At 66.2% G+C, this 20,236-nt stretch carries 23 protein-coding genes; 15 read left to right on the top strand and 8 right to left on the bottom strand.

Annotated features, from left to right (window positions below):
- Positions 1-35 precede the first annotated feature (35 nt).
- Complete coding sequence (locus tag HUJ41_RS04980; protein WP_179873604.1) at positions 36-2,174, bottom strand: site-specific DNA-methyltransferase; 2,139 nt, start codon at positions 2,172-2,174, stop codon at positions 36-38.
- Between the two features lie 315 nt (positions 2,175-2,489).
- Here HUJ41_RS04980 and HUJ41_RS04975 point away from each other — a divergent pair, with 315 nt between their 5' ends.
- Genes HUJ41_RS04975 through HUJ41_RS04965 form a run of 3 tightly spaced genes read left to right on the top strand, consistent with a single transcriptional unit; the run spans position 2,490 to position 4,850 of the window.
- Positions 2,490-3,080 carry a hypothetical protein gene (locus HUJ41_RS04975; protein WP_179873603.1) on the top strand — a complete coding sequence of 197 codons (591 nt, stop codon included), beginning with the start codon at positions 2,490-2,492 and terminating at the stop codon, positions 3,078-3,080.
- A 5-nt stretch (positions 3,081-3,085) separates the two neighbouring features.
- Positions 3,086-4,159 carry an XRE family transcriptional regulator gene (locus HUJ41_RS04970; RefSeq protein WP_179873602.1) on the top strand — a complete coding sequence of 358 codons (1,074 nt, stop codon included), beginning with the start codon at positions 3,086-3,088 and terminating at the stop codon, positions 4,157-4,159.
- A gap of 7 nt (positions 4,160-4,166) precedes the next feature.
- Complete coding sequence (locus tag HUJ41_RS04965) at positions 4,167-4,850, top strand: DCL family protein (RefSeq protein WP_179873601.1); 684 nt, start codon at positions 4,167-4,169, stop codon at positions 4,848-4,850.
- A gap of 4 nt (positions 4,851-4,854) precedes the next feature.
- Here the strand turns inward: HUJ41_RS04965 and HUJ41_RS04960 are convergent, their stop codons facing one another.
- Both HUJ41_RS04960 and HUJ41_RS04955 read right to left on the bottom strand, forming a co-directional pair.
- The gene (locus HUJ41_RS04960; protein ID WP_179873600.1) at positions 4,855-5,514 is read right to left on the bottom strand and encodes an ATP-binding domain-containing protein; all 660 of its coding nucleotides are present in this window, start codon (positions 5,512-5,514) and stop codon (positions 4,855-4,857) included.
- Positions 5,515-5,539: 25 nt separating this feature from the next.
- Positions 5,540-6,100 carry a hypothetical protein gene (locus tag HUJ41_RS04955; RefSeq protein ID WP_179873599.1) on the bottom strand — a complete coding sequence of 187 codons (561 nt, stop codon included), beginning with the start codon at positions 6,098-6,100 and terminating at the stop codon, positions 5,540-5,542.
- A 92-nt stretch (positions 6,101-6,192) separates the two neighbouring features.
- On the opposite strand from HUJ41_RS04955, the gene HUJ41_RS04950 reads away from it, so the two are divergent.
- Both HUJ41_RS04950 and HUJ41_RS04945 read left to right on the top strand, forming a co-directional pair.
- Entirely contained in the window at positions 6,193-6,795 is a 603-nt protein-coding gene (locus tag HUJ41_RS04950) for a hypothetical protein (protein WP_179873598.1), read from the top strand.
- Entirely contained in the window at positions 6,792-7,520 is a 729-nt protein-coding gene (locus HUJ41_RS04945; protein WP_179873597.1) for a hypothetical protein, read from the top strand. Before HUJ41_RS04950 ends, HUJ41_RS04945 begins: the two co-directional genes overlap by 4 nt.
- 62 nt (positions 7,521-7,582) lie before the next feature.
- Here HUJ41_RS04945 and HUJ41_RS04940 read toward each other — a convergent pair whose 3' ends face one another.
- Positions 7,583-8,818, bottom strand: a complete 1,236-nt coding sequence (locus HUJ41_RS04940; protein ID WP_179873596.1) for an exonuclease domain-containing protein — start codon at positions 8,816-8,818, stop codon at positions 7,583-7,585.
- A 170-nt stretch (positions 8,819-8,988) separates the two neighbouring features.
- Here HUJ41_RS04940 and HUJ41_RS04935 point away from each other — a divergent pair, with 170 nt between their 5' ends.
- From HUJ41_RS04935 to HUJ41_RS04920, 3 genes are all read left to right on the top strand, one after another.
- Complete coding sequence (locus HUJ41_RS04935) at positions 8,989-9,453, top strand: nucleotidyltransferase family protein (protein ID WP_179873595.1); 465 nt, start codon at positions 8,989-8,991, stop codon at positions 9,451-9,453.
- The gene (locus HUJ41_RS04930) at positions 9,450-9,797 is read left to right on the top strand and encodes a HepT-like ribonuclease domain-containing protein (RefSeq protein ID WP_179873594.1); all 348 of its coding nucleotides are present in this window, start codon (positions 9,450-9,452) and stop codon (positions 9,795-9,797) included. The genes HUJ41_RS04935 and HUJ41_RS04930 overlap by 4 nt, the downstream gene beginning before the upstream one ends.
- A 445-nt stretch (positions 9,798-10,242) precedes the next feature.
- Positions 10,243-10,566, top strand: coding sequence for a type II toxin-antitoxin system HicB family antitoxin (locus HUJ41_RS04920; protein ID WP_179873593.1), 324 nt, complete (start codon positions 10,243-10,245; stop codon positions 10,564-10,566).
- A 28-nt stretch (positions 10,567-10,594) separates the two neighbouring features.
- Here HUJ41_RS04920 and HUJ41_RS04915 read toward each other — a convergent pair whose 3' ends face one another.
- Positions 10,595-12,475 (bottom strand): NERD domain-containing protein, encoded by a 1,881-nt coding sequence (locus HUJ41_RS04915; protein WP_179873592.1) that lies wholly within the window; start codon positions 12,473-12,475, stop codon positions 10,595-10,597.
- Positions 12,476-12,633: 158 nt separating this feature from the next.
- On the opposite strand from HUJ41_RS04915, the gene HUJ41_RS04910 reads away from it, so the two are divergent.
- Positions 12,634-13,218, top strand: a complete 585-nt coding sequence (locus HUJ41_RS04910) for a hypothetical protein (RefSeq protein WP_179873591.1) — start codon at positions 12,634-12,636, stop codon at positions 13,216-13,218.
- A gap of 174 nt (positions 13,219-13,392) precedes the next feature.
- Here HUJ41_RS04910 and HUJ41_RS04905 read toward each other — a convergent pair whose 3' ends face one another.
- Positions 13,393-14,631, bottom strand: coding sequence for an exonuclease domain-containing protein (locus HUJ41_RS04905; protein WP_179873590.1), 1,239 nt, complete (start codon positions 14,629-14,631; stop codon positions 13,393-13,395).
- Positions 14,632-15,120: 489 nt separating this feature from the next.
- Between HUJ41_RS04905 and HUJ41_RS04895 the strand changes: the two genes are divergently transcribed.
- The 6 genes from HUJ41_RS04895 (at position 15,121) to HUJ41_RS04870 (ending at position 18,656) form a co-directional block, all read left to right on the top strand.
- The gene (locus HUJ41_RS04895; protein WP_179873589.1) at positions 15,121-15,444 is read left to right on the top strand and encodes a type II toxin-antitoxin system HicB family antitoxin; all 324 of its coding nucleotides are present in this window, start codon (positions 15,121-15,123) and stop codon (positions 15,442-15,444) included.
- Between the two features lie 101 nt (positions 15,445-15,545).
- On the top strand, positions 15,546-16,010 hold the full coding sequence (locus tag HUJ41_RS12645) for a nucleotidyltransferase family protein (protein ID WP_218925646.1): 465 nt from the start codon (positions 15,546-15,548) through the stop codon (positions 16,008-16,010).
- 32 nt (positions 16,011-16,042) lie between these two features.
- Positions 16,043-16,342, top strand: a complete 300-nt coding sequence (locus tag HUJ41_RS04885) for a HepT-like ribonuclease domain-containing protein (protein ID WP_179873588.1) — start codon at positions 16,043-16,045, stop codon at positions 16,340-16,342.
- 386 nt (positions 16,343-16,728) lie between these two features.
- Positions 16,729-16,989 carry a hypothetical protein gene (locus HUJ41_RS04880; RefSeq protein ID WP_179873587.1) on the top strand — a complete coding sequence of 87 codons (261 nt, stop codon included), beginning with the start codon at positions 16,729-16,731 and terminating at the stop codon, positions 16,987-16,989.
- An 83-nt stretch (positions 16,990-17,072) separates the two neighbouring features.
- The gene (locus HUJ41_RS04875; RefSeq protein ID WP_179873586.1) at positions 17,073-17,558 is read left to right on the top strand and encodes an HNH endonuclease; all 486 of its coding nucleotides are present in this window, start codon (positions 17,073-17,075) and stop codon (positions 17,556-17,558) included.
- Between the two features lie 114 nt (positions 17,559-17,672).
- The gene (locus tag HUJ41_RS04870) at positions 17,673-18,656 is read left to right on the top strand and encodes a PfkB family carbohydrate kinase (RefSeq protein WP_179873585.1); all 984 of its coding nucleotides are present in this window, start codon (positions 17,673-17,675) and stop codon (positions 18,654-18,656) included.
- 183 nt (positions 18,657-18,839) lie between these two features.
- On the opposite strand, the gene HUJ41_RS04865 is transcribed toward HUJ41_RS04870, so the two are convergent.
- Entirely contained in the window at positions 18,840-19,406 is a 567-nt protein-coding gene (locus HUJ41_RS04865; protein ID WP_179873584.1) for a hypothetical protein, read from the bottom strand.
- A 108-nt stretch (positions 19,407-19,514) separates the two neighbouring features.
- Positions 19,515-20,207 carry a DarT ssDNA thymidine ADP-ribosyltransferase family protein gene (locus HUJ41_RS04860; RefSeq protein WP_179873583.1) on the bottom strand — a complete coding sequence of 231 codons (693 nt, stop codon included), beginning with the start codon at positions 20,205-20,207 and terminating at the stop codon, positions 19,515-19,517.
- Positions 20,208-20,236: the final 29 nt, after the last annotated feature.

Genomic DNA, 20,236 nt, shown 5'->3' with positions numbered 1-20,236 from the left:
ACTCTCCGCATCGCGTCGATCTCAAAGTTGGAAAGCTAGGACTGGTACATACGGACGGGCTCGACCCCAATAGGCAAGTCGCGGGTAACTGCTTCGAATAGCCGATCTTCATCAGTGACGATGTACGCGATACGCGCGTCTGGCGCGGAGTTCATCGCCTCGAGGAACTCGTCGGCCCTGTCGAGATCTTCAAGCACCCCGTACGCGTCAGTGACGTCCCACCCGTTGACAAGTGAGTCGATTCGTCTGCCACGCGACCCGGCGCGTAGCCATAGGAAGGGAGCGATCCGCGAGAACTCTCGATTCGACTGCACCCGCATCGGGGTCTCATATGTGAGGGTGAAGAACTCCACATTCTCCTCGAAGCCGTCGGCCATCGGGGCCTCATGTGCGAACTTGTAGTCGCCCGATACATCGCGGCCATCGGGGGTGGTTCCAGTTATCGCTGCGCGGATTCGCGGCTTGGTCACGTAATCGCAGATGCCCCAGCGCTCCCACTCTGGGTCCCCAGGACGGAAGCCCTCTTTCGTCAGATCCGCCTGTTCGTCGGCACTGACCTCGTTGTTCGTGATCGAGATTGAAACGCGGCGGCCCTCGTCCTGCTGATTTAGGCGCATAACCGCATGGGCAGTCGTGCCAGAGCCGGAGAAGAAGTCCACAACTATCGCTTCAGGCTTCGCACCAATGACGAACCTCAGAGCGTCCTCGGTTGCGTAGAGGGACTTCGGGTATGGAAACTTCCGTCCTGGGATGAGAGCCGAAAGAAGGGACGACCCGTATAGGCCCGCATCGTGAGAGCGGAGTTGCCATACGGATCGCGGTGCAGTCATTCGCACAACACCTTCCTTGTGACGAAGAATGAGTGCACCCCGTTCGTCCTTCCCAAGAACCTCGATTTCACCGGCCTCAATCCGCTTCTTCTCCGCGGTTCGGAGATAGTTGATCGTGAACCGGGAGCCGGAAGCGTTGATGCGCGCGGTGCCTTCGGCAAGCGCAAGGCGCAGTGCCGCTGGCCCAAGCTGCCAAGTGTTCTCGTCACCACTTGGCCGGATGGGCCACACCGCAGTAAGACTTTCTTCAGCGTCTGGCTTGGTTACCGAGTCTCGTTCGACTGATAGAGGGGTGGAGTCACCTACTGAATGCAGTGAGCCATCTCCACGAACCCACACGGGATAGAACAGATTGGGTCGGTCTCGTCTTGCACTGTTAGATCCAGTGCGCATAAGCGAGAACCAGATTGGTGCCGTGTTTCTTTGCGGGAGCGGCTCCCCCGTGCTCTGAATGGCCGGAACCACGGCAGACTGCTCGCCAACCAAGACGTAGTAAACGTACTCTTCGGTCCGAGTGAAGGCCCCCGGTCTCGCGACACCCGCGCGCGGATTGATGACGTCTGTGGCCATTTGGATTCGAGCTTCGGGGAACACCTGTTCCAGCAAGAGTCCTAGACGGAGGTACTCCTTCTCGTCGATGGTCACTATGAGAACCGAGTCGTCTGGGTTCAGCAGCTCTTTGGCAAGAAGTAGGCGACGCTCGATGAACGCAAGCCACTTGGAGTGACGGTAAAGGTCATCACCCTCGACATAGTCGTTGTTGTACTTCCAGTCGCGCGCGCCGGTGTTATACGGCGGGTCGATATAGATTGCATCAACCTTGCCCCGGTGGGTAAATAGCAGCGACTGAAGGGCGTGAAAGTTCTCGGCGCTGATGACCGCGTGGTAAGGCTTGTTGCCGGGTTCGCCCTGGGACCCACCTCCGCGCTCGACCTTGCCGGTCGAGACCAGTCCTGGGTAGATAGGATCACGGAACTCCGCGACGACGACGAGGTCATCGACAGCCACAGCATGTTTGATCTCAGCCTCGTCCAAGCCCTCGAACTCGGGACCAAGAGGCACTAGCGACGCAAGCCGTCCGCGTTCGCTCCGTCCGATCGAGGTGACCCGGAACAGTGACCGGTTGGCGGCGGTCGGTGTCTCACCGCGTGGCGAGAGCACTCGAACCTTGTCCCCCACCCGCACCCGCCGCCCGGGTAGCTCAACCGCTTCCGGAGCGTGCCGCTCGAAATTCAGTCCGAATGCACGACGATCCTGCAGGGCATCAACCTCCCGCTGGATATCTTGCGCGAGGGCTGGGGCTTGTGCCCGAAGCTGGGCCAGTAGCTCATGAATACGAGCCATCACTTCTCCTCTGGTGCAGCTAGTTGGATTCGAACCTACCTTGGTGTGGCGCCGAAGCGGGGCTATTCAACGACAAGGGCTCAAATTTCTTCGCGCGAGCTTCATCGATCGACGAGTCCGACCCGCGGATCGCTGTCCTGTAAGCACTTTGGCAACAACCCGCGCCGGCCCTGATTGCTAATGCGCCTGTTCCAGATTCCGTCGGCGCGGCGCTCCCCTCATAGTTCGGCCCACCAACGGTGAACCAGGTCCTGGACACACCCGAATACTTCACGAATATTTGACAGGCAAGAATTTATACACCAGAATCGGACCGTGATCGACGAACTTCTCTCCCGACAGGATGCCGAAGCCATCCTCGCGCCTCACCTCGGCGCCCTCCGTGGTTTCCTCGAACAGGGCTGGGTCGACTGGCACGAGTCGGTTGCTGCTGCGCCTATGCTCGCGACGTCGCGAGCAACCACCCGAGCGAACATGGTCTACGACCGGATCACTTTCCACGCCGAGGCATACTTCGACGCACAGAATATCCCCGCCGTCCGCAAGGGGCAGATGCTTACTGTCTCACTAGACGATGGACGCCTGATCCTTCGTTTCAAGAAATTCCGCAGCCGAAAGCTCGGGACGGCCGGCATCCCGACCCAGCAGCGCCTCGAGTTCGAGTTACAGCAGGTCGTTCTCGATGGGACCGCTGCTACCTACATCGTCGCCGGGTATCTCCCCGACGAACTCGGCATCGGTCTCGATGTGCTCGCGATCGCCTGTACCTACGACGGACGTGTCATCTGGCAGATCGACCTGCGGGATGAGGGTCTCGCGCCGGTCTTGCCGGTTCGCGTTGACCAGCCACAGGGCCCCCCGGTCCGCAGCACGCGACCCGCAGCACGCGAAGAAGTCGAAGGGTAGGACCAATGAATCCGCAGATGTTGACTCTTCTGCGCGAATCACGGGGATACAGCGGAGCGCAGCTCGCGAAGCTGGCTGGAATACCGCAGCCGACCCTCTCCAAGATGGAGAATGGATTGGCAGCGATTGACGAGGCCAGGCTTCAGAAGCTCGCCGATGCGCTGGACTACCCCTTGGAAGCGTTCAGCTGGACAGACCCGATTTACGGCTTCGGGAGTGCCGCCTTCTACCACCGCAAACAGCAGGCGCTTCCGCAGACCACGCTTCGGAAGATCCAGGCGCAGGTGAATCTCACCCGGATGCGCCTCGATAGGCTGCTGCGCTCGATTGAGATCGACTCCCAGTATGTGGTGCCGTCGCTTGACGTCGAGGAGCACGGTAGCCCGGCCGAGGTCGCTCGGGCGGTTCGTGCACTGTGGCGTCTGCCAATGGGGCCTATTCGCGACATGGCGGCTGCGCTGGAACTTGCCGGAGTCATCGTGGTTCGCGGCAATCTTGAATCCCCCAAGATTGCCGCGATAAGCCTCGACAACGTCGGGACTTATCCTGCGCTCATCATCCTGAACAAGGGACTGCCAGCCGATCGCGAGCGATTCACGCTTGCCCATGAACTCGGTCACCTCGTCATGCACTCCGTGCTGGTGACAACCGACGAGGCCGAGCGAGAGGCGGATTCATTCGCTGCCGAATTCTTGATGCCTGCTGCGGAGATTCGTACCGCGTTGAAGGGAATCACTCTCGCGCGCGCCGCGCAATTGAAGGTCGTCTGGCGCGTTGCCATCAGTGCATTGATCCGGCGTGCTCGAGATCTAGGCGTGATTGATGAAAATCGTTACAAGAGTCTGATGGTCTCTATGTCCCAAAAGGGCTGGCGAAAGGCGGAGCCTGTGGACGTGCCGCACGACCATCCCACAGTGATGTCGTCGCTGATTACTGTCCATCTCACTGAACATGGCTACTCGTTCGACGAACTTGCGCGAGTGGTTGCACTGAATCAAGACGAGTTCTCTGCGCGATTCGAACTAAGTTTGCCGCGACTTCCCGAGCCCAAGAACACCCACCTTCGAGCAATGAAATGAGGGCCTGATGGCAATACCGTTCGTGATTCCGTCGAGAACGTTTCGAAGCCGAACCGAGGCGAAGAACTACATTCGGGACGAAATCCTCCACACTTACCCGGTGAGGACGCCCATCCCATCAGGGACGAATGACCAGGTCCTTCGTGAGGTGCTGGAACTTCATTCTGATGCTGCGGAGAAGATCGGCCCTGGGATCGACCACTTCTATGTCGAAGAGACCTGGCGCCTGCCGGGCAAGGAGGCGGTGTCTCGGAGCCAAAGAGCGATCATCGTGGTTCGGTCTGATGGCACGGAACGAGACTGGAGCTATCGCCACGTTATCGACAGCCCCTCGGAGGCGGCGAATGTGAAGAGCGCGCTCGCCTTTGCCCTCGACTCGGGGCGTATTCGACGGCGAGATGCAGACTTCGCTGATGGCATGCCTCCCGTGTACTGCGCGCGAACTGGTGAACTGATCAATCAAAAGCACCAGGCAGACACCCAGCACCTCAAACCCACCTGGGGCGAGCTGACGCAGGCGTTCGCGGACGCACATGGCGGGTGGGGCGCGATCGAGACTCACAGCGGCAATGGGTACATCTTTGTTGGTCGCGACGTGGAGGACGAGGCTCTCCGTGATGCGTGGTTGGCGTACTACGCAACGAATGCCAACCCGGTCTACGTCAAGAACGAGATGCCTGAACGCATCTGAAGTGTCAGGATAGTGGCTCCTCCAGCATCACCAGCCGATCGGTCGCGCGCGACGCCCCCACATAGAGCAGATCGTGGTGGTAGCCCTTCGACAGGTCGACGTCCGTGAGAATCACCGCGGGCGCCTCGAGACCCTTGAACTCGTGGATGCTCCCCCACCGAATGCGCGTCGCGTCGTCGATGCTCGTACCGAGGCGTGAGGTGAGGCGGGCATCCGCCGTCGGGTCAGCGAGCGCCTGGCCGGCAGCCGACCGCTCGCGGGCGTAGGGCGACAGAATCACCAGCTCGCGCACCGTGAACGGCTCCGACAGGATGCGCTCGACGGCGTCGGCGAGCAGACGCTGCTGCTCATCCATGGTCGCGAAGGTGTGACGCTCGACCGAGACCTGATCGTCGTCGCTGCGACAGTGCTCGCTGCAGAGGGTCGGCTCGCCGATGAGCTCGGCCACGAAGCGCGCCACCTCGTGAGTCGTGCGCACGTTCGAGGTCAGGCGCAGCTGCATGAGGCCCGGCACGCGGCACAGGATGGTTGCGCGCGGGGCGGACGGAGCATCCGTCGCCTCATCGGTGCCTTCGTGGCGGCGGTAGATCACCTGGTGGTCCAAGTCTCCGGTGATGAAGACCGGAGACTGCGCCAGCCCGACCACGAGCAGCGCGTCGAGCACGTCGAGGTAGCTCGCCCGCCGTGACTCAGCCCGTGCGCGCCACCATCCGAGCCATCGCCGCCGCGGTGCCAGCACTCGACGCACCGCCGACGGTTCGCATCCCCTCGCGCACGCCGGGCCGCGCGGCCTCGACGCGCGCCGCCCCGAGCTCGGCGTCGAGCTCGCCACTCCACGGCGCGCCCTGCGACCTCAGCACCGTGCAGCCGTACTGCGCGCGCGTCATGCCGACGTAGAGCAGGTCGTTCCAGCTGAGGCGGCGCTCGTCGGCCCAGGCCGCGGCGTCGGGCGTGATGTCGGTCAGCACTACGGCAGCAGCATCCAGACCCTTGCCTTTGAAGATGGAACGCCACGCGACCGCGCGCTCCCCCGACAGCAGCTCGCGCAGCTGCCGCTCCTCCTTGTTCGCGGGCTCACGAGCGAGAAAGCGCCCCACGAGCGACGACTGATCGCCGAACGGGCTCAGCACGACCACCTCGTCGGGGCCGAAGTGCTCCAGGTGGGCCTTGAGAGCCGTGAGCAGGGCGGGCAGCTCGCGACCCTCCGCCACGGGCACCACCTCGAGAGCACCGGGGGTCGAGTCGGGCATCCGGTCGCCCGCATGATCTGCTGGCCGGCATCGCCCGCGAGCACGAAGCGGGCCTATTGACAGATATGGTCGCTCACGCGACTATATACGTCATGGAGATCGAGACCCGCTCGGCTGCGACGCAGCTCGGTCTGAGTCAGCGGCAAGTTCAGCGTCTGGCGCAGAACGGGCGCGTCATCCATCGCGCAGTGGCCGGGCGGACGGTCGTCTCCGGACGCTCGCTGATCGCCGTGAGCCGATCAGCCGCCCGCGGCCGTCGCTGGGATGAACAGACGGTCCGGGCCGCCTGCGAGCTGCTCGACCGCGGCTCGACCCAGTTGATCGACGGCAGTCAACGGAGCCGACTGAGAGGCCGACTGCGGGCCATGACTGTCGCCGAACTCGCGTACCAGGTGCTCGGTAATCGGGCGACGCTCTGGCGCAGCACCCGGCGCAACGTGAACTCGGGCAGCCAGGTAGCCGACGGCCTGAGCTCGACCGGCGAAGGTCTCGACATCAAGGTGAGCCGAGACGCCGCCACGCTCGCCAGGCGACTACGCCTGCTGGAGGACGCCGACGGCGAGACACTCCTCATCGAGCTCGACACGGATGCACCCGCCGTCGTCACCGACATCGCGCTGTACGCCTACGGGGATGAGCGCACGAGCAGCGCGGCCCGGCAGCGGATCCAGGCCAGACAGGCGGCACTCTCGTGAGTGACAACCCCACAGTCGCGGAGCCGATTGGTGGGTGGCGCGAACCCTGGCCCAGAGTGTTCGAGCTGGCCAGCGTGCTGCCCATCGAGCGTTGGGCACTCGTCGGCGGACTCATGGTGCAGGCGCACGCACTGGCCGCAGAGGTTGAGACCACCCGCGTCACCGTCGACGTCGACGCCGCAGTGCGAGTCGAAGCAGGTGCGTTCAACTACGCGGAAGCGGCCGCGGTGCTCGTGCGACTCGGATACGAACTCGACCAGTCGACGACTCTTGCTTACCGCTTCACGCGCGGAACCCACGTCGTCGACCTGATGGTCCCCGATCACGAGCGACCGGTGCCGCGCCACGCACGCCGGGACGTCATGCGGGTGACGGCGGGGCAACAGGCAATGGGCAGGCTGCAGCTCATGCACTTCCATCACGACGGCGCACAAGTTGCCGTGCCCGTGCCCACTCTTCACGGCGCTCTCGTTCTCAAAGCAGCTGCGTACATGGTCGACTCGCGTGATCGCGGCCGGCATCTGCTGGATGCCGCAACGCTGCTCGCCTGCATCATCGACGTCGAACCCATCGTGACCGACCTGCGAGGCTCCGACCGGAAAAGGCTCGTTCACATGCTCCGGGCCTTCGAAGAACGGCCGCTGGTCGGCGCTCAAGCCCCGCAGGACACCCTGCGCCTGGCACAGCGCACCGCCCAAGACCTCCACAGTGCGCTGATGTCATGAGAGAAGGAAACGGTTCTTGAGCGCCGACTGCCCCGTGCTGCGGGCAGCCGTTCGGCGGGTTCCTAGAGCAACTGCTGAAGGTACTCCTCCCCCACGACCGGGATGCCATACTCCCGCGCCTTGCGGGCCTTGCCCGACAGCGAGTCAGGGTCAGCGGCGACCAAGAGCGCGACCTTCTTCGAGATGGCCGATGCCACGCGGAAACCCGCCGCGACCAGCGCCGCCTCGAGGTCGGCTCGCGGGCGCGACATCTCGCCGGTGAGCACCACCGCGTCGCCGGGTGACAGTGTGAACGCGCCGGGCGTGGGCGGAGCATCCGTCGACGCCGCGTGCGCCGCCGGCGCGACGGGCGGGGCGAGAGCCGCGGTCAAGCGTGCGTCCGGCACCTGCAGCAGGGAGGCGACGGCGGCAAGATCGGCCACCTCCGTCGACGTCAGCACGCCGTCAGCCCAGGCGACCGCGGCGAACTGGTCGAAGTACTGCGCGTGCAGGCTGGCAGCAGTGTCGCGGCCGATGCCCAGCTCCTCGGCGAGCGCCACCAGTTGGCGCGACTCGTGCTCAGAGAGGTGCCTGTCGATGAGGCAGCGATCCAACAACGCCACGTACTCGACATGCTCGGCGGGCCCCGAGAAGTCGGGCATGCGCTCCGCAATGCGCTGCAAGAACGGCACGGATGCTGCGCTCGAGCCGCGCGCCACCCACCGCGCCAGAGCACTCGCCCCGGGGCTCACCGGCGACGGCCACGCGACGCTGAGAGCCCTTTCGATGTGGGAGAACCAGAACTCGCGGTCGGTACTCGCGATGTATCCGCCCAGCAGTTCCGCCGTCGCGCGAGCGTCGACTGCGGCACGGTGCGCATCCTCGAGGGCAATGTCGAACGCCGCGCAGCAGTCCGCCAGGCTGCGGCCCGCACCGGGGATCAGCTCGCGGGCGAGTTGCATCGTGCACAGCGTCGGAGCATCGTCGGGCAGTGCGCGCGAAGTGCGGCCGAACTCTGCGGTGAGGAAGCCGCGATCGAACCGCGCATTGTGCGCCACCATTACCCGACCGCTCAACAATTCCATGACGTCGTCGGCGATGTCGGAGAAGGCGGGGGCATCGATGAGGTCGGCGGCGCGGATGCCATGAATGTGCTCGGCGCCGACGTGGCGCTGCGGGTTCACCAGGGTCTCCCACTGGCCCGTCACGGTGCCGTACTGATCGGCATGCACGATCGCGATCTCGACGACGCGCTCGTGCGCGCTGGGCAGGAGCCCTGTCGTCTCCAAATCGATGATGGCGAAACCGGGTCCGGTCATGGAGGCCTCCTCATGTTGGGGGTGAAGCTACCTCATATCAGCGCCCTGCGTGCGCAACGCTCATGTGATCGAGCCGGCCCGCCCCCTGCGCGAACTGACGGTGAGACGTGATATCCATTTATGTACATGAATGCGTACGTTTTCTCTGCTCAGTGGGTTATCCTGCGGCCATGGCCGCTACCAGTACCGTGACGACCGTGACGCTCGCACGCGACGACCTCAGCCGTACCCTGCGCCGATTTCGCAGCGGAGACCTCGAGCCGGTCGTGCTCGGCTCACACCGCAAGCCTGAGGCGGTCATCCTGCCCTACACGACATACCGGGCGACAGCCACCGATACACCCGCCCCCACTCTCGAAACGCTTCGCAGCAAGAGACGTCTCATCCTGCGGCTCGCCGAGGCGGCCCACCTCGACGGCGTTCGCGTCACGGGATCCGTCGCGCGAGGCACCGCGGAGGCTGACAGCGACATCGACCTCATCGTCGACCCCCAGGCTGGCGCCAGCCTGCTCGACCTCGCCCAGTTCGCTGACGACCTCGAACAGCTGCTCGGCCACCCCGTCGACGTGCTCAGCGCACGATCCCTCGACCGCGACACCGACTCCGAACTGCTCGCCGACGCTGTGCCGTTGTGAAAGGCGACCCGCGCGAGCAGATAGCCCGGTGGACGACCGAGTTGCGCACCACCCTCGAGACCGCCGCACGGCTCGCCGACCGGGGCCGCGCCGCCTACGACAACGACCCGGCCCTGCAGCTCGCCTTCGAAGCGCTCAGCAACCGCGTCGGCGACCTCGCCAAGCGACTCGTTGCGCTCGACCCCGAGCGATTCAGCGCACCGATCTGGTCGGCCGCAGCTCGCAACCGAGACGTCGTTGCCCACCACTATCACCGCATCGACACCGACCTGCTGTGGCAGACCGTCGCCCACGACTTCGTCACGCTCAAAGAGTTGCTCGACCAGATCTCGGGCAGCGCCTAACCCTCCGCGCGACCGCCGCCAAGCCGACCGCAGACCGCACGCGAGAGTGCCTCCTCCCCAGGAGCCGAACTGGAGGTGTCTGCTCACCGCCAGGCCACGACGGGCACGTGCGCAAAACCCGAACGTGCACTGTAACGCCATGCGAGCGACTTGGCGGTACCATTAGTGACACCACAACGGAAGATCGATCGCCTCATCGGCACGATGCACGCCTCGCCGGTCTCGGTGTCGTTTTGGGACCTCGAGCGCGTGTGCCAGCACTACTTCGGCCCACCTCGAGTCTCGTCGGGGAGCCACCGAATCTACGCAACACCCTGGCAAGGAGACCCGCGCGTGAACATTCAGAACAACCGCGGGTCGGCCAAGCCGTACCAGGTGCGCCAAGTGTTGGCCGCACTCGAGCGACTGAGAGCTCACGACAACACGAACGAGGAGGGCGACAACGATGCGTGACGACCACTACACCTATCGGGTCTCGTGGTCCCCGGAAGACAGTGAGTACGTCGCTTCCGTCGTCGAGTTCAGGTCACTCTCCTGGCTCGCACCCGACCCCGCAGCCGCCTTGCTCGGGCTGCGCGCGCTCGTCGCCGACGTCGTCGATGACCTGCACGCGTCGGGCAACCCCGTGCCCGAGCCCCTCTCCGACCGGCAGTACAGCGGCGAATTCCGCCTCCGCATTCCGCCAGAGTTACACCGTGCCCTGGCCATCGAAGCAGCCGAACAAGGGGTGAGCCTCAACCGCCTCGTCAGCGCCAAAGTCGCCGGCTGAGAACATTGTACGCCACCTCCGGCAGCGCCTAACCCTTAGAGTTGCCACCTCCAGACCGACCGGCCATCGCGACCATCGCGGCAGCGGCGCCAGCGTTCTGCGCGCCACCCACCACCCGCACCCCTGGCCGCGCGGCCTCGACGCGCGCCGCCCCGAGCTCGGCGTCGAGCTCGCCGCTCCACGGCGCACCCTCCGACCTCAGCACCGTGCAGCCGTACTGCGCCCGCGTCATGCCGACGTAGAGCATGTCGTTCCAACTGAGACGGCGCTCATCAGCCCAGGCCGCGGCGTCGGGCGTGATGTCGGTCAGCACCACGGCAGCAGCATCCAAGCCCTTGCCCTTGAAGATGGACCGCCACGCGACCGCGCGCTCCCCCGAAAGCAGGTCTCGCAACTGCCGCTCCTCCCTGTTCGCCGGCTCGCGGGCCAGAAAGCGGCCCACTAGCGACGACTGCGCGCCGAACGGGCTCAGCACGACTACCTCGTCGGGGCCGAAGTGCTCCAGCTGGGCCTTGAGCGCGGTGAGCAGGGCGGGCAACTCGCGCCCCTCCGCCACGGGAACCACGTCGAGCGCGCCGGGGGTCGAGTCGGGCATCCGGTCGCCCGCATGATCGAGGGGGCGCCCCAGCTGGCCGCTCACCGCGCGCAGCAGACGCGGCGCCACCCGGCAGTTGCGGCGCACCCGCACGTGTACGAGCCCCGGCGCCAGCTCGCGCGCCGCCGGCAGCGGCTCGGCGCGCTCCCCCGCCGCCCGCATGATCTGCTGGCCGGCATCGCCCGCGAGCACGAAGCGGGCCTGCGCCGGGTCGCCGCCCACCGCGAGGGCGCGCAGCACGTCCATGAGCAAGGGCACGCCCGCCACGTCTTGGAACTCGTCGACGCAGATGGTGGCGAAACCGCCCCGCTGCGGATGCTCCGCCAGAGCCTGCAGCGTCAACTCGGGCAGCTCGTGCCGGTACCAGCTGTCGTCGGCACCCGCCGGGTTCTCCTCCAGCCCGCAGACGCGCAGCATGACCGCGTTGAGGTCGGCGACCTCGATGTCGAACGGGCTCTCGCCGACGAGCTCGCGCAGCGACTCGGCCATGAGCATGTTCCAGCACGTCAGCAGGGTTCGGCGGCCCGCGCGCGCCGCCCGCCGCGCGGCCACGGCGACGAGCCAGCTCTTGCCGCAGCCCGCCGGGCCGTCGAAGTACAGGTGCGGGTTGGTCTCGAGCAGGTCGAGTACGAGCTCCTGGTCCTCCAGCAGGGCGCGCTCGTCGATCAGCCGGGCACGCCGACGGTCGGCCGCGCTGCTGGCGGCGGTGAAGGAGGCGAGCAGGGCATCCGCGATGTCGGTCGCGTGCTCAGCCGTCAGGGATGCCGGGTCGACGCTCACCCCTTCCGCCTCACCGAACCACGCGCTGTGCTCGGCCAGCACGCGCTCGACCGTCTCGGCCGGCTTCGCCAGGTCGTCGCTCCACGCCAGCTCCCACTCGAAGAACGTCAGATCGTGCGGCGTGCCGTTGTCGAACTGCCAGCGCCCCAGGTTCGTGAACCACACCAGGCGGGCGATTGGCTCGTCGCCTTTGAGTAGGTCTCGTTGGCGCAGGAAGCCGCGAATGCTGCGGCGAGCACCGTCCAGCTGCACGAGCGGGTTCTTCGTGGGCCGCGGATTCTTGGCGAGGAACCACTGCCCGTCGCGGTACTCCACATGCTCCGCCGTCTTCGCCTCGATGAGCAGGATGCCCCTCCCGGGCGCAATGACGACCGCGTCGACCTCGCCGCTCAGGCCGGCCACATGCTGCCCGACCGTGAGCCCGGTCATGACGACCCAGTCGTCCCGGTCTTGGAGGCCTTCGAATGCGGTGAAGAGCTGGCGCTCGCTGCGGTTCGCCTTCTCGGGCAGATGGGTGGGGTGCATGCGGGGCATGACTTGACGCTATCGGCGGGTGCGGCAGAACGGAATGTCACTCACGAGTGCCGCGCAGTGTCGCGACGCGCAACGTGAGCAGTTTCACAAGGCGACGTTCGACTTCTGACACTCTGATGGACCTGCATCACCAGCATCACGCAACGAACGGGAGGCGAATGACTGAGCCATCACAGATCTTCGCCTTCCTCGACGAATCGGCGATCTCCGACGAGAAGGGTCCAGGTACTTACCTGCTGTGCGCGGTCGTGTGCAACCGAAGTCAGCTTGACGAGTTGCGGCAGGTTATGCAGAACCTTCAGCCTCGGGGCGCTCGCAAGCTCCACTGGCACGGCCTCTCGCGGCAACCCGCGAGAAGAGCGCACTGGCTCGCAGCGCTCAACACTCTGTCGCTCATGAGCGTGGTGGTGGCGAGAGCGGGCAACGCCAACGAACGCCCAGAACGCCAACGACGCAAGTGCATGGAACGGCTCGTGCAGACGCTCCACGAGCTCCGAGTCGAAGAGATCATTGCTGAGTCTCGAGGGCGAGCTGACGACAAGAGAGACGTTGAGCACTTCGTGAGGATGCAATCACGACAACTCCCCGGCGCGACAATTCGCATTCATCACAAGCCAGGCCCGCAGGATCCCGCGCTGTGGTCTGCCGACGCTGTGGTGGGTGCTGTAGCCGCGAGCATCAAGGGCGAGGAGCGGTACATCGAGCAACTCACGCGATACACGCTCATCACCCTCGCCCCGTGATGCGCGAAACCCCGGGCCCTGTGGCAACACAGGATCTCCCGGGGTTCACTTTCACTCCCGACGTATCGGGCGACGCGTTTAGTGTACCGAGCCGTGCTGAGATCGTCTAGAAGAGTGAACACCGACAGCGCTGGACGGCGAGGCTAGGGAGCAACCTTGTGAGCGGCTAGATCACTAGAGCATCCGCTGAAGGTACTCCTCACCCACCACCGGAATGCCGTACTCTCGCGCCTTGCGGGCCTTGCCCGACAGCGAGTCCGGGTCGGCGGCGACCAAGAGCGCAACCTTCTTCGAGATGGCCGATGCCACGCGGAACCCCGCCGCGACCAATTCAGCCTCGAGGTCGGCTCGGGGGCGCGACATGTCGCCGGTCAGCACCACCGTGTCGCCGGGCGACAGCACGAACGCGCCGGGCGGCGGCGGAGCATCCGTCGTCGCCGCTTGGGCCGCCGCCGTTGCGGCGGGCGGGGCGAGAGCTGCCGTGAGCCGTGTGTCCGGAATGTGCAGCAGCGATGCGACGGCGGCGAGATCTGCCACCTCCGTCGACGTCAGCACCCCGTCAGCCCAGGCGACCGCGGCGAACTGGTCGAAGTACTGCGCGTGCAGGCCGGCCGCCGTGTCGCGGCCGATTCCCAGCTCCTCGGCGAGCGCCACCAGCTGGCGCGACTCGTGCTCAGAGAGGTGCCGGTCGATGAGGCAGCGATCCAGCAACGCCACGTACTCGACGTGCTCGGCTGGCCCCGAGAAGTCGGGCATGCGGTCGGCAATGCGCTGCAAGAACGGAACGGATGCTGCGCTCGAGCCGCGCGCCACCCACCGCGCGAGGGCGCTCGCCCCGGAGCTCGCCGGCGACGGCCACGCAACGCTGAGAGCCCGATCGATGTGGGAGAACCAGAACTCGCGGGCGGTACTCGCGATGTAGCCGCCGAGGAGTTCGGCCGTCGCGCGAGCGTCGACGGCGGCTCGGTGGGCTTCCTCGAGCGCGATGTCGAAGGCCGCGCAGCAGTCCGCCAGACTGCGGCCCGCGCCGGGAATGAGCTCGCGGGCGAGTTGCATCGTGCACAGGGTCGGAGCGTCGTCGGGCAAGGCGCGCGAGGCGCGGCCGAACTCGGCGGTGAGGAAGCCGCGATCGAATCGCGCATTGTGCGCCACCATCACCCGACCGCTCAACAGGTCCATGACGTCATCGGCGATGTCGGCGAAGGCGGGGGCATCGATGAGGTCGCCCGCACGGATGCCGTGGATGTGCTCGGCACCGACGTGGCGCTGCGGGTTCACCAAGGTCTCCCACTGGCCCGTCACGCTGCCGTACTTGTCGGCGTGCACGATGGCGATCTCGACGACGCGCTCGTGGGCGCCAGGTGAGAGGCCTGTCGTCTCCAGGTCGACGACGGCGAATCCGGGACCGGGCATGGGGCCTCCTCGTGTTCCGAGTGAAGCTACCTCATGTGGGCGTTGTGCGCGGTGTGCTTTGCATCCCCTGGCCCCGTGACCTGAGGGCCCTCGGTCTCCTCCCCACGAGAGGAGTGCCCGCCGTCTCTCCACGACGGTGCGTTCTGGGGCGGGTGTCCTTGGGGCCACTGGCAGATTGTGGCAATGCGAGCCACAAGGCGGTACCATTAGTGACACCACAACGAAAGATCGATCACGTCATCGCCTTGATGCGCTCCTCGCCGGCCTCCGTGTCGTTCCGCGATCTCGAGGCGGTGTGCCGTCACCACTTCGGGCCGCCTCGGGTGTCGTCGGGAAGCCACCGGATCTACGCGACACCCTGGCGAGGGGACCCGCGCGTGAACATTCAGAACAACCGTGGCTCAGCCAAGCCGTACCAGGTTCGTCAAGTGCTCGCGGCAGTCGAACGCCTTGGAGCTCACGACACCGAGAACGAGAAGGAAGACAACGATGCGTGACGACCACTACACCTATCGCATCTCGTGGTCGCCCGAAGACAGCGAGTTCGTCGCTTCGGTCGTCGAGTTCACGTCACTCTCCTGGCTCGCACCTGATCCCGCGGGCGCCTTGCTCGGGCTGCGCGCACTGGTCGCCGAGGTCGTCGAAGATCTGCGCGCAGCCGGAGACCCGGTGCCCGAGCCCATCTCAGACCGGACATACAGCGGCGAGTTCCGCCTGCGCATTCCACCCGAGTTGCACCGCGCCCTCGCCCTCGAAGCGGCCGAGCAAGGCGTGAGCCTCAATCGCCTCGTCAGCGCCAAAGTCGCCAGCTGAGAGAGCGATCTCGCCACGCACCTTCTGTCACGTGCGCGAACCCTGAGAAATCTGTACATGTTTACGTACAATTTTTGCCCGAGGTGGGCTACCCTGCAGTCATGACCGCTACCGGCACCGTCACGACCGTGGCGCTCGCGCGCGACGAGCTCAGCCGCACCCTGCGCCGATTTCGCGGCGGAGATCTTGAGCCGGTCGTGCTCGGCTCGCACCGCAAGCCCGAGGCGGTCATCCTGCCGTATGCGACGTACCGAGTAGCTGCCACCGATTCGCCCACCCCCACGCTCGAAAGCCTTCGCAGCAAGAGGCGCCTCATCATGCGGCTCGCCGAGGTGGCCCACCTCGACGGCGTTCGCGTCACCGGATCGGTGGCACGAGGCACGGCGGAGGCTCACAGCGACATCGACCTCATCGTCGACCCACAGGCCGGCGCCAGCCTTCTCGACCTTGCTCAGTTCGGCGACGACCTCGAGCAGCTGCTCGGCCATCCCGTCGACGTACTCAGCTCACGATCCCTCGACCCCGTCACCGACGCCCACGTGCTCACCGACGCCGTACCGCTGTGAAGGGCGACCCACGCAGCCAGATCGAGCGGTGGATGACCGAGCTGCGTTCCACCCTCGACACTGCCGCACAGCTCGCCGCGCGGGGCCGCGCCGCCTACGACGACGACCCAGCCCTGCGACTCGCCTTCGAAGCGCTCAGCAACCGCGTGGGCGACCTCGCCAAGCGTCTTATCGCACTCGACCCCGACCGCTTCAGCGCACCCATCTGGTCGGCGGCGGCCCGCAACCGTGACATCGTCGCTCACCACTACCACCGCATTGACACCGACCTGCTGTGGCAGACCGTCGCGCACGACTTCGTCGCGCTCAGGGCGTTGCTCGACCGGACCTAGGGCGCTCCTCCACACCGCCCCCAGCCAGCCGACCTTCCCGGGTTTCGCGATACAACCACTGCAGGCTCGCAGGTGTGACGACACTGAGACTTCACGGAGCGCGTCAATCATAGGTTGACGATCGAAGGGACGACATCTACAGTGTTGCCACGGATCATCGCCTCGGCGCGCAAGCACAGGGTGCGAGATGCCGACATTGTGCACGCGATCGAGTTTCCGTTACGTCACTACCCGCTCGATGAGGATGAGGTGCTCGTGATCGGCCCCGACAGTCGAGGAGCGCTCCTCGAAGTCGTCGTTGCGGAACCGGAAGGAGACGCGCGCATCATCCACGCGATGCCCTTGCGGGCAACGTTCGCTCGATACCTGAAGGGAAGAGAACAGCCATGAAGTCCACCACGACCCCGGACGACATCGAAGCGCGACTCGACGCACTCGACCTCAGTCAGCTGCCGGTCGACGACCCTGTCGACCTCAGGCGAATCGGGCGCGCGAAGCAAGCGGTGCACGACGCGGAGGCCGAGCTCCGGGCCGCGGTTGCGGCCGCTCGAACTTCTGGCCGCAGCTGGGGTCACATCGGCATCGTGCTCGGCATCAGCAAGCAAGCGGCGCAGCAACGCTTCGGAGGCGTCGCACCCACCAGCTAGGCTGCCCACCTCCGAGCGATTGACCCCGAGCGTGTACGTGCCCGCGATCGGGGTGCTCGCGCCTTAGGCGATGCAGTATCGACGTGCTGCCCGACCAGCGGCAGTTCGTCATCGACCTCGACGACAGCGGAGTGCGAGCATCCCCGACCACGACCCTCGACAAGCGCTACGTCGAGCGCCTCGTGCGGCAGCGCGTGCACCAGCCCGTGTTCCGCGCGCGCGTCCTCAACGCGTACGGCAAGCGGTGCGCCATCTGCACCCTCAAATACGCCGAGCTTCTGGATGCTGCGCACATCCTGCCCGACAGTGACGAGCGCGGCCTTCCGGTCGTGACGAACGGCATGGCAATGTGCACGATTCACCACCGCGCCTACGACCAGAACTTCCTCGGTGTCAGCCCCGACTACACCGTGCACATCAACGAGCGGCTGCTCGCCGACCGCGACGGGCCCATGCTGGAGTACGGGCTGCAGGCGATGGACGGCAAGCGGCTCGAGCTGCCGTCGCGGCGGGACGACGCGCCCGACCGCGAGTTCGTCGCCGAGCGGTACGCCGCCTTCAGCGTGTAGCCATCGGCGGACTGCCCCGACAACGTCACTCCGAGTCGAAGCACGGCTACGAATACCCGGATACGGTGGAAGTCAACGGCGCTCGGGGATGCGCCAGCACATGAGGGGGCGCTAATGACCGAAGAACGACGGCGGGCGACACGCGCGCTCGTGCTCGGCGAATCGCTCATCGACATCATCGTCGACGGCCACACGCGCACCGAGGTGCCCGGCGGCAGCCCCATGAACCTCAGCATCGGCCTCGCTCGCCAAGGCATCGACGTCGCCTTCATCACGTCGCTCGGCGCCGACCGGCACGCCGACACCATCGAGCGCCGACTCGTGCACGAAGGCGTCGACGTGTACACGCCTCGGCGCGCCGGCCGCACCTGCACTGCCACGGCCACGCTCGACGACCGAGGAACACCCAGCTACGACTTCGACCTCACGTGGATGCTCGACCACACCGACACTCCCGCAGGAGTGCCCGACGTCGTGCACTTCGGCTCACTCGGCTCGGCCCTGCAGCCCGGCGCCGACCAAGTCGACGAGCTCGTCGCCCAGTACCGTGGCGACGCCCTCGTCACCTACGACCCCAACATCCGCCCGCGCATCGACCCCGACCGCGACGCCGCCCGCGCGCGCGTCGACCGGCACGCCGCGCTCAGCGACATCGTCAAAGCGAGCGACGAAGACCTCGCCTACCTGCACCCCGAACTCGTCGCCGACCCGGCAGACATCGCCGACGACGTGCGCGAAGCCATGATCGAGTCGACCATCGCGCGCTGGCTCGCCGCCGGCACCTCGCTCGTCGTCATCACCCGCGCCGAGCACGGCATCGACATGGCCACCGCGCAGTGCAAGCTGCACATTCCCGGCCACCACCCGAGAGTCGTCGACACGATCGGCGGCGGGGACGCGTTCATGGCCGGCCTCATCGCCGGGCTCGACGTCGTCGGCCTCTTCCGCGCCACCGGGCGCGACACCCTGAGCACGCTCGCCCCGCACATCCTGCGCCGCGCCGGCTCGTGGGCGCAGCGCACCGCCGAGATCACCGTCGGCCGAGTCGGAGCAGACTCGCCCACCTCGGTGGAGCTGCTGCCGCGCAGCCGCGTGTAGAGCTACTCGGCGTGAGAGGAGACCAGTGCTGCCAGCGTATGGTGCGGGCAGTGGAGGGCGCCGGCGATACGAAGTGACGACAACGCAGTGTGCCTCTCGAGGCATGTGCCGTGGGAGGCACACAGCGCGAACGCACGCGCCCTGCGCCGCGTTACCCCGGCCACCCACCGAGGCGGCCCACCATTAGCACCCGACGAGCTCCTCCGGCAGATCGAAGGTGAACTGGATCATGATCGACTCCGAGAGGTCATCGTTGACGAGGGCGCTCGCCCCCGACAGCACGCCACCGTCGTAGGTGAACGTCGCGTTGCCCTCTTGCGTCGACCATGTGCCCTCCGGCCCCTGATAGTCGATGAAGTTCGCTCGCGCACCCGACTGCTCCTGCGTGTACGCGAAGAACAGAACATCCTCGCCCTCCGCAGACTGACCGAACGCGATCGAGTTGAAGACCTCGGTCGTGAGCTCATTCGACTGCACCGGCTCGCAGTTCACGGCCTCGATCACGCGGTAGCTCGTCGTGCCCACCGTGATCGTGCCCAGATCGGCACCAGCGCCGGCCTCAGCATCACCCTCAGACGATTCCGACTCGCCGCCATCAGCCTCGGCCGGCGCCTCGACCTCCTCGCCCGCAGCCGGAGCCTCAGCCTCACCCGCACCGCCGGCGCACCCCGCCAGGGCGACCACGAGCGCCCCCACCATGAGCGGCACGAAGCCAGGCACCAGCCGCTCAGAAACGTCCTTCACCGTCATCAGACACCCTCCCGAGTACAGACATGTCGCTATGCGTACACGACATACTTTCCCCAAGAGCGCGCCCAGGCGCAAGCAATTGTCAGGAAACTGGCGGTGCTGCGCGACCTACTCGGCGACGACCGGCACGAACCACGGCGGGTAGACGGCGACCTTGATCGACACTCCGGCCGACTTCAGCAGCGCGCGCACCTGATCGCGGCGCGGGTCGTTCGCCACGGCGACGAGCGCCACCGACGACAGCGGCACCGAGCCGGGCACGAGCGCCTCCGCGGCCTGCAAGACTGCGGCATCCGAGGCCGCGCGGGCGAGCATCCGCTTACGATCCTCCGGCGACCGCGCCAGCGACGTCACCACCGCAGCCGCATCACCGTCAGAGACCACCAGGTCGTCATCGACCGACGACAGGTCGACACCCAGCACGACGAAATCGACCGTGGATGCGGCCCGCGCCTCATCACTCCACGTCGGGCCCGCAGCGCCGTCCTGCACCTCGCCCCACCAGGTCGCGAGCGGGCTCAAGGAGAACGGCACGCAGTCCGCCACCGACACCGAATCATCGACCGGCGCGGTCGAGCGCAGCTCATCCGTGATCGCACTCGCCAGCTTGAGCGCCGGTGTCGCGGCCGACGACGGTCGCAGCTCCCCCGCCTCCAGAATCGCCGGCAGGTTCGACACGTGCGTGACGTGGAACATGCGGTGCGGCAGATTCGGCGGCCGCACCTCCGCCGCCTTGCCCGTCGCGCCCGGCGCGGGACTGCGCAGACTCTTCGCCGCCGTGCGCGGCGACCGACGAGTCACAAGCGGCTTCTCCGGCTCAGGCGGCGGAT

Origin of the sequence: Microcella indica (assembly GCF_013414345.1) — a bacterium.
GTDB classification, from domain to species: domain Bacteria; phylum Actinomycetota; class Actinomycetes; order Actinomycetales; family Microbacteriaceae; genus Microcella; species Microcella indica.
This window is presented reverse-complemented; position numbering and strand designations above follow the sequence as displayed.

Coding starts and splice junctions, on each gene's coding strand:
- HUJ41_RS04980 (WP_179873604.1), bottom strand. CDS start 2,174: ATGGCTCGTATTCATGAGCTACTGGCCCAGCTTCGGGCACAAGCCCCA.
- HUJ41_RS04970 (WP_179873602.1), top strand. CDS start 3,086: ATGAATCCGCAGATGTTGACTCTTCTGCGCGAATCACGGGGATACAGC.
- HUJ41_RS04965 (WP_179873601.1), top strand. CDS start 4,167: ATGGCAATACCGTTCGTGATTCCGTCGAGAACGTTTCGAAGCCGAACC.
- HUJ41_RS04955 (WP_179873599.1), bottom strand. CDS start 6,100: ATGCCCGACTCGACCCCCGGTGCTCTCGAGGTGGTGCCCGTGGCGGAG.
- HUJ41_RS04950 (WP_179873598.1), top strand. CDS start 6,193: ATGGAGATCGAGACCCGCTCGGCTGCGACGCAGCTCGGTCTGAGTCAG.
- HUJ41_RS04940 (WP_179873596.1), bottom strand. CDS start 8,818: ATGACCGGACCCGGTTTCGCCATCATCGATTTGGAGACGACAGGGCTC.
- HUJ41_RS04935 (WP_179873595.1), top strand. CDS start 8,989: ATGGCCGCTACCAGTACCGTGACGACCGTGACGCTCGCACGCGACGAC.
- HUJ41_RS04920 (WP_179873593.1), top strand. CDS start 10,243: ATGCGTGACGACCACTACACCTATCGGGTCTCGTGGTCCCCGGAAGAC.
- HUJ41_RS04915 (WP_179873592.1), bottom strand. CDS start 12,475: ATGCCCCGCATGCACCCCACCCATCTGCCCGAGAAGGCGAACCGCAGC.
- HUJ41_RS04910 (WP_179873591.1), top strand. CDS start 12,634: ATGACTGAGCCATCACAGATCTTCGCCTTCCTCGACGAATCGGCGATC.
- HUJ41_RS04905 (WP_179873590.1), bottom strand. CDS start 14,631: ATGCCCGGTCCCGGATTCGCCGTCGTCGACCTGGAGACGACAGGCCTC.
- HUJ41_RS04895 (WP_179873589.1), top strand. CDS start 15,121: ATGCGTGACGACCACTACACCTATCGCATCTCGTGGTCGCCCGAAGAC.
- HUJ41_RS12645 (WP_218925646.1), top strand. CDS start 15,546: ATGACCGCTACCGGCACCGTCACGACCGTGGCGCTCGCGCGCGACGAG.
- HUJ41_RS04885 (WP_179873588.1), top strand. CDS start 16,043: ATGACCGAGCTGCGTTCCACCCTCGACACTGCCGCACAGCTCGCCGCG.
- HUJ41_RS04880 (WP_179873587.1), top strand. CDS start 16,729: ATGAAGTCCACCACGACCCCGGACGACATCGAAGCGCGACTCGACGCA.
- HUJ41_RS04870 (WP_179873585.1), top strand. CDS start 17,673: ATGACCGAAGAACGACGGCGGGCGACACGCGCGCTCGTGCTCGGCGAA.
- HUJ41_RS04865 (WP_179873584.1), bottom strand. CDS start 19,406: ATGACGGTGAAGGACGTTTCTGAGCGGCTGGTGCCTGGCTTCGTGCCG.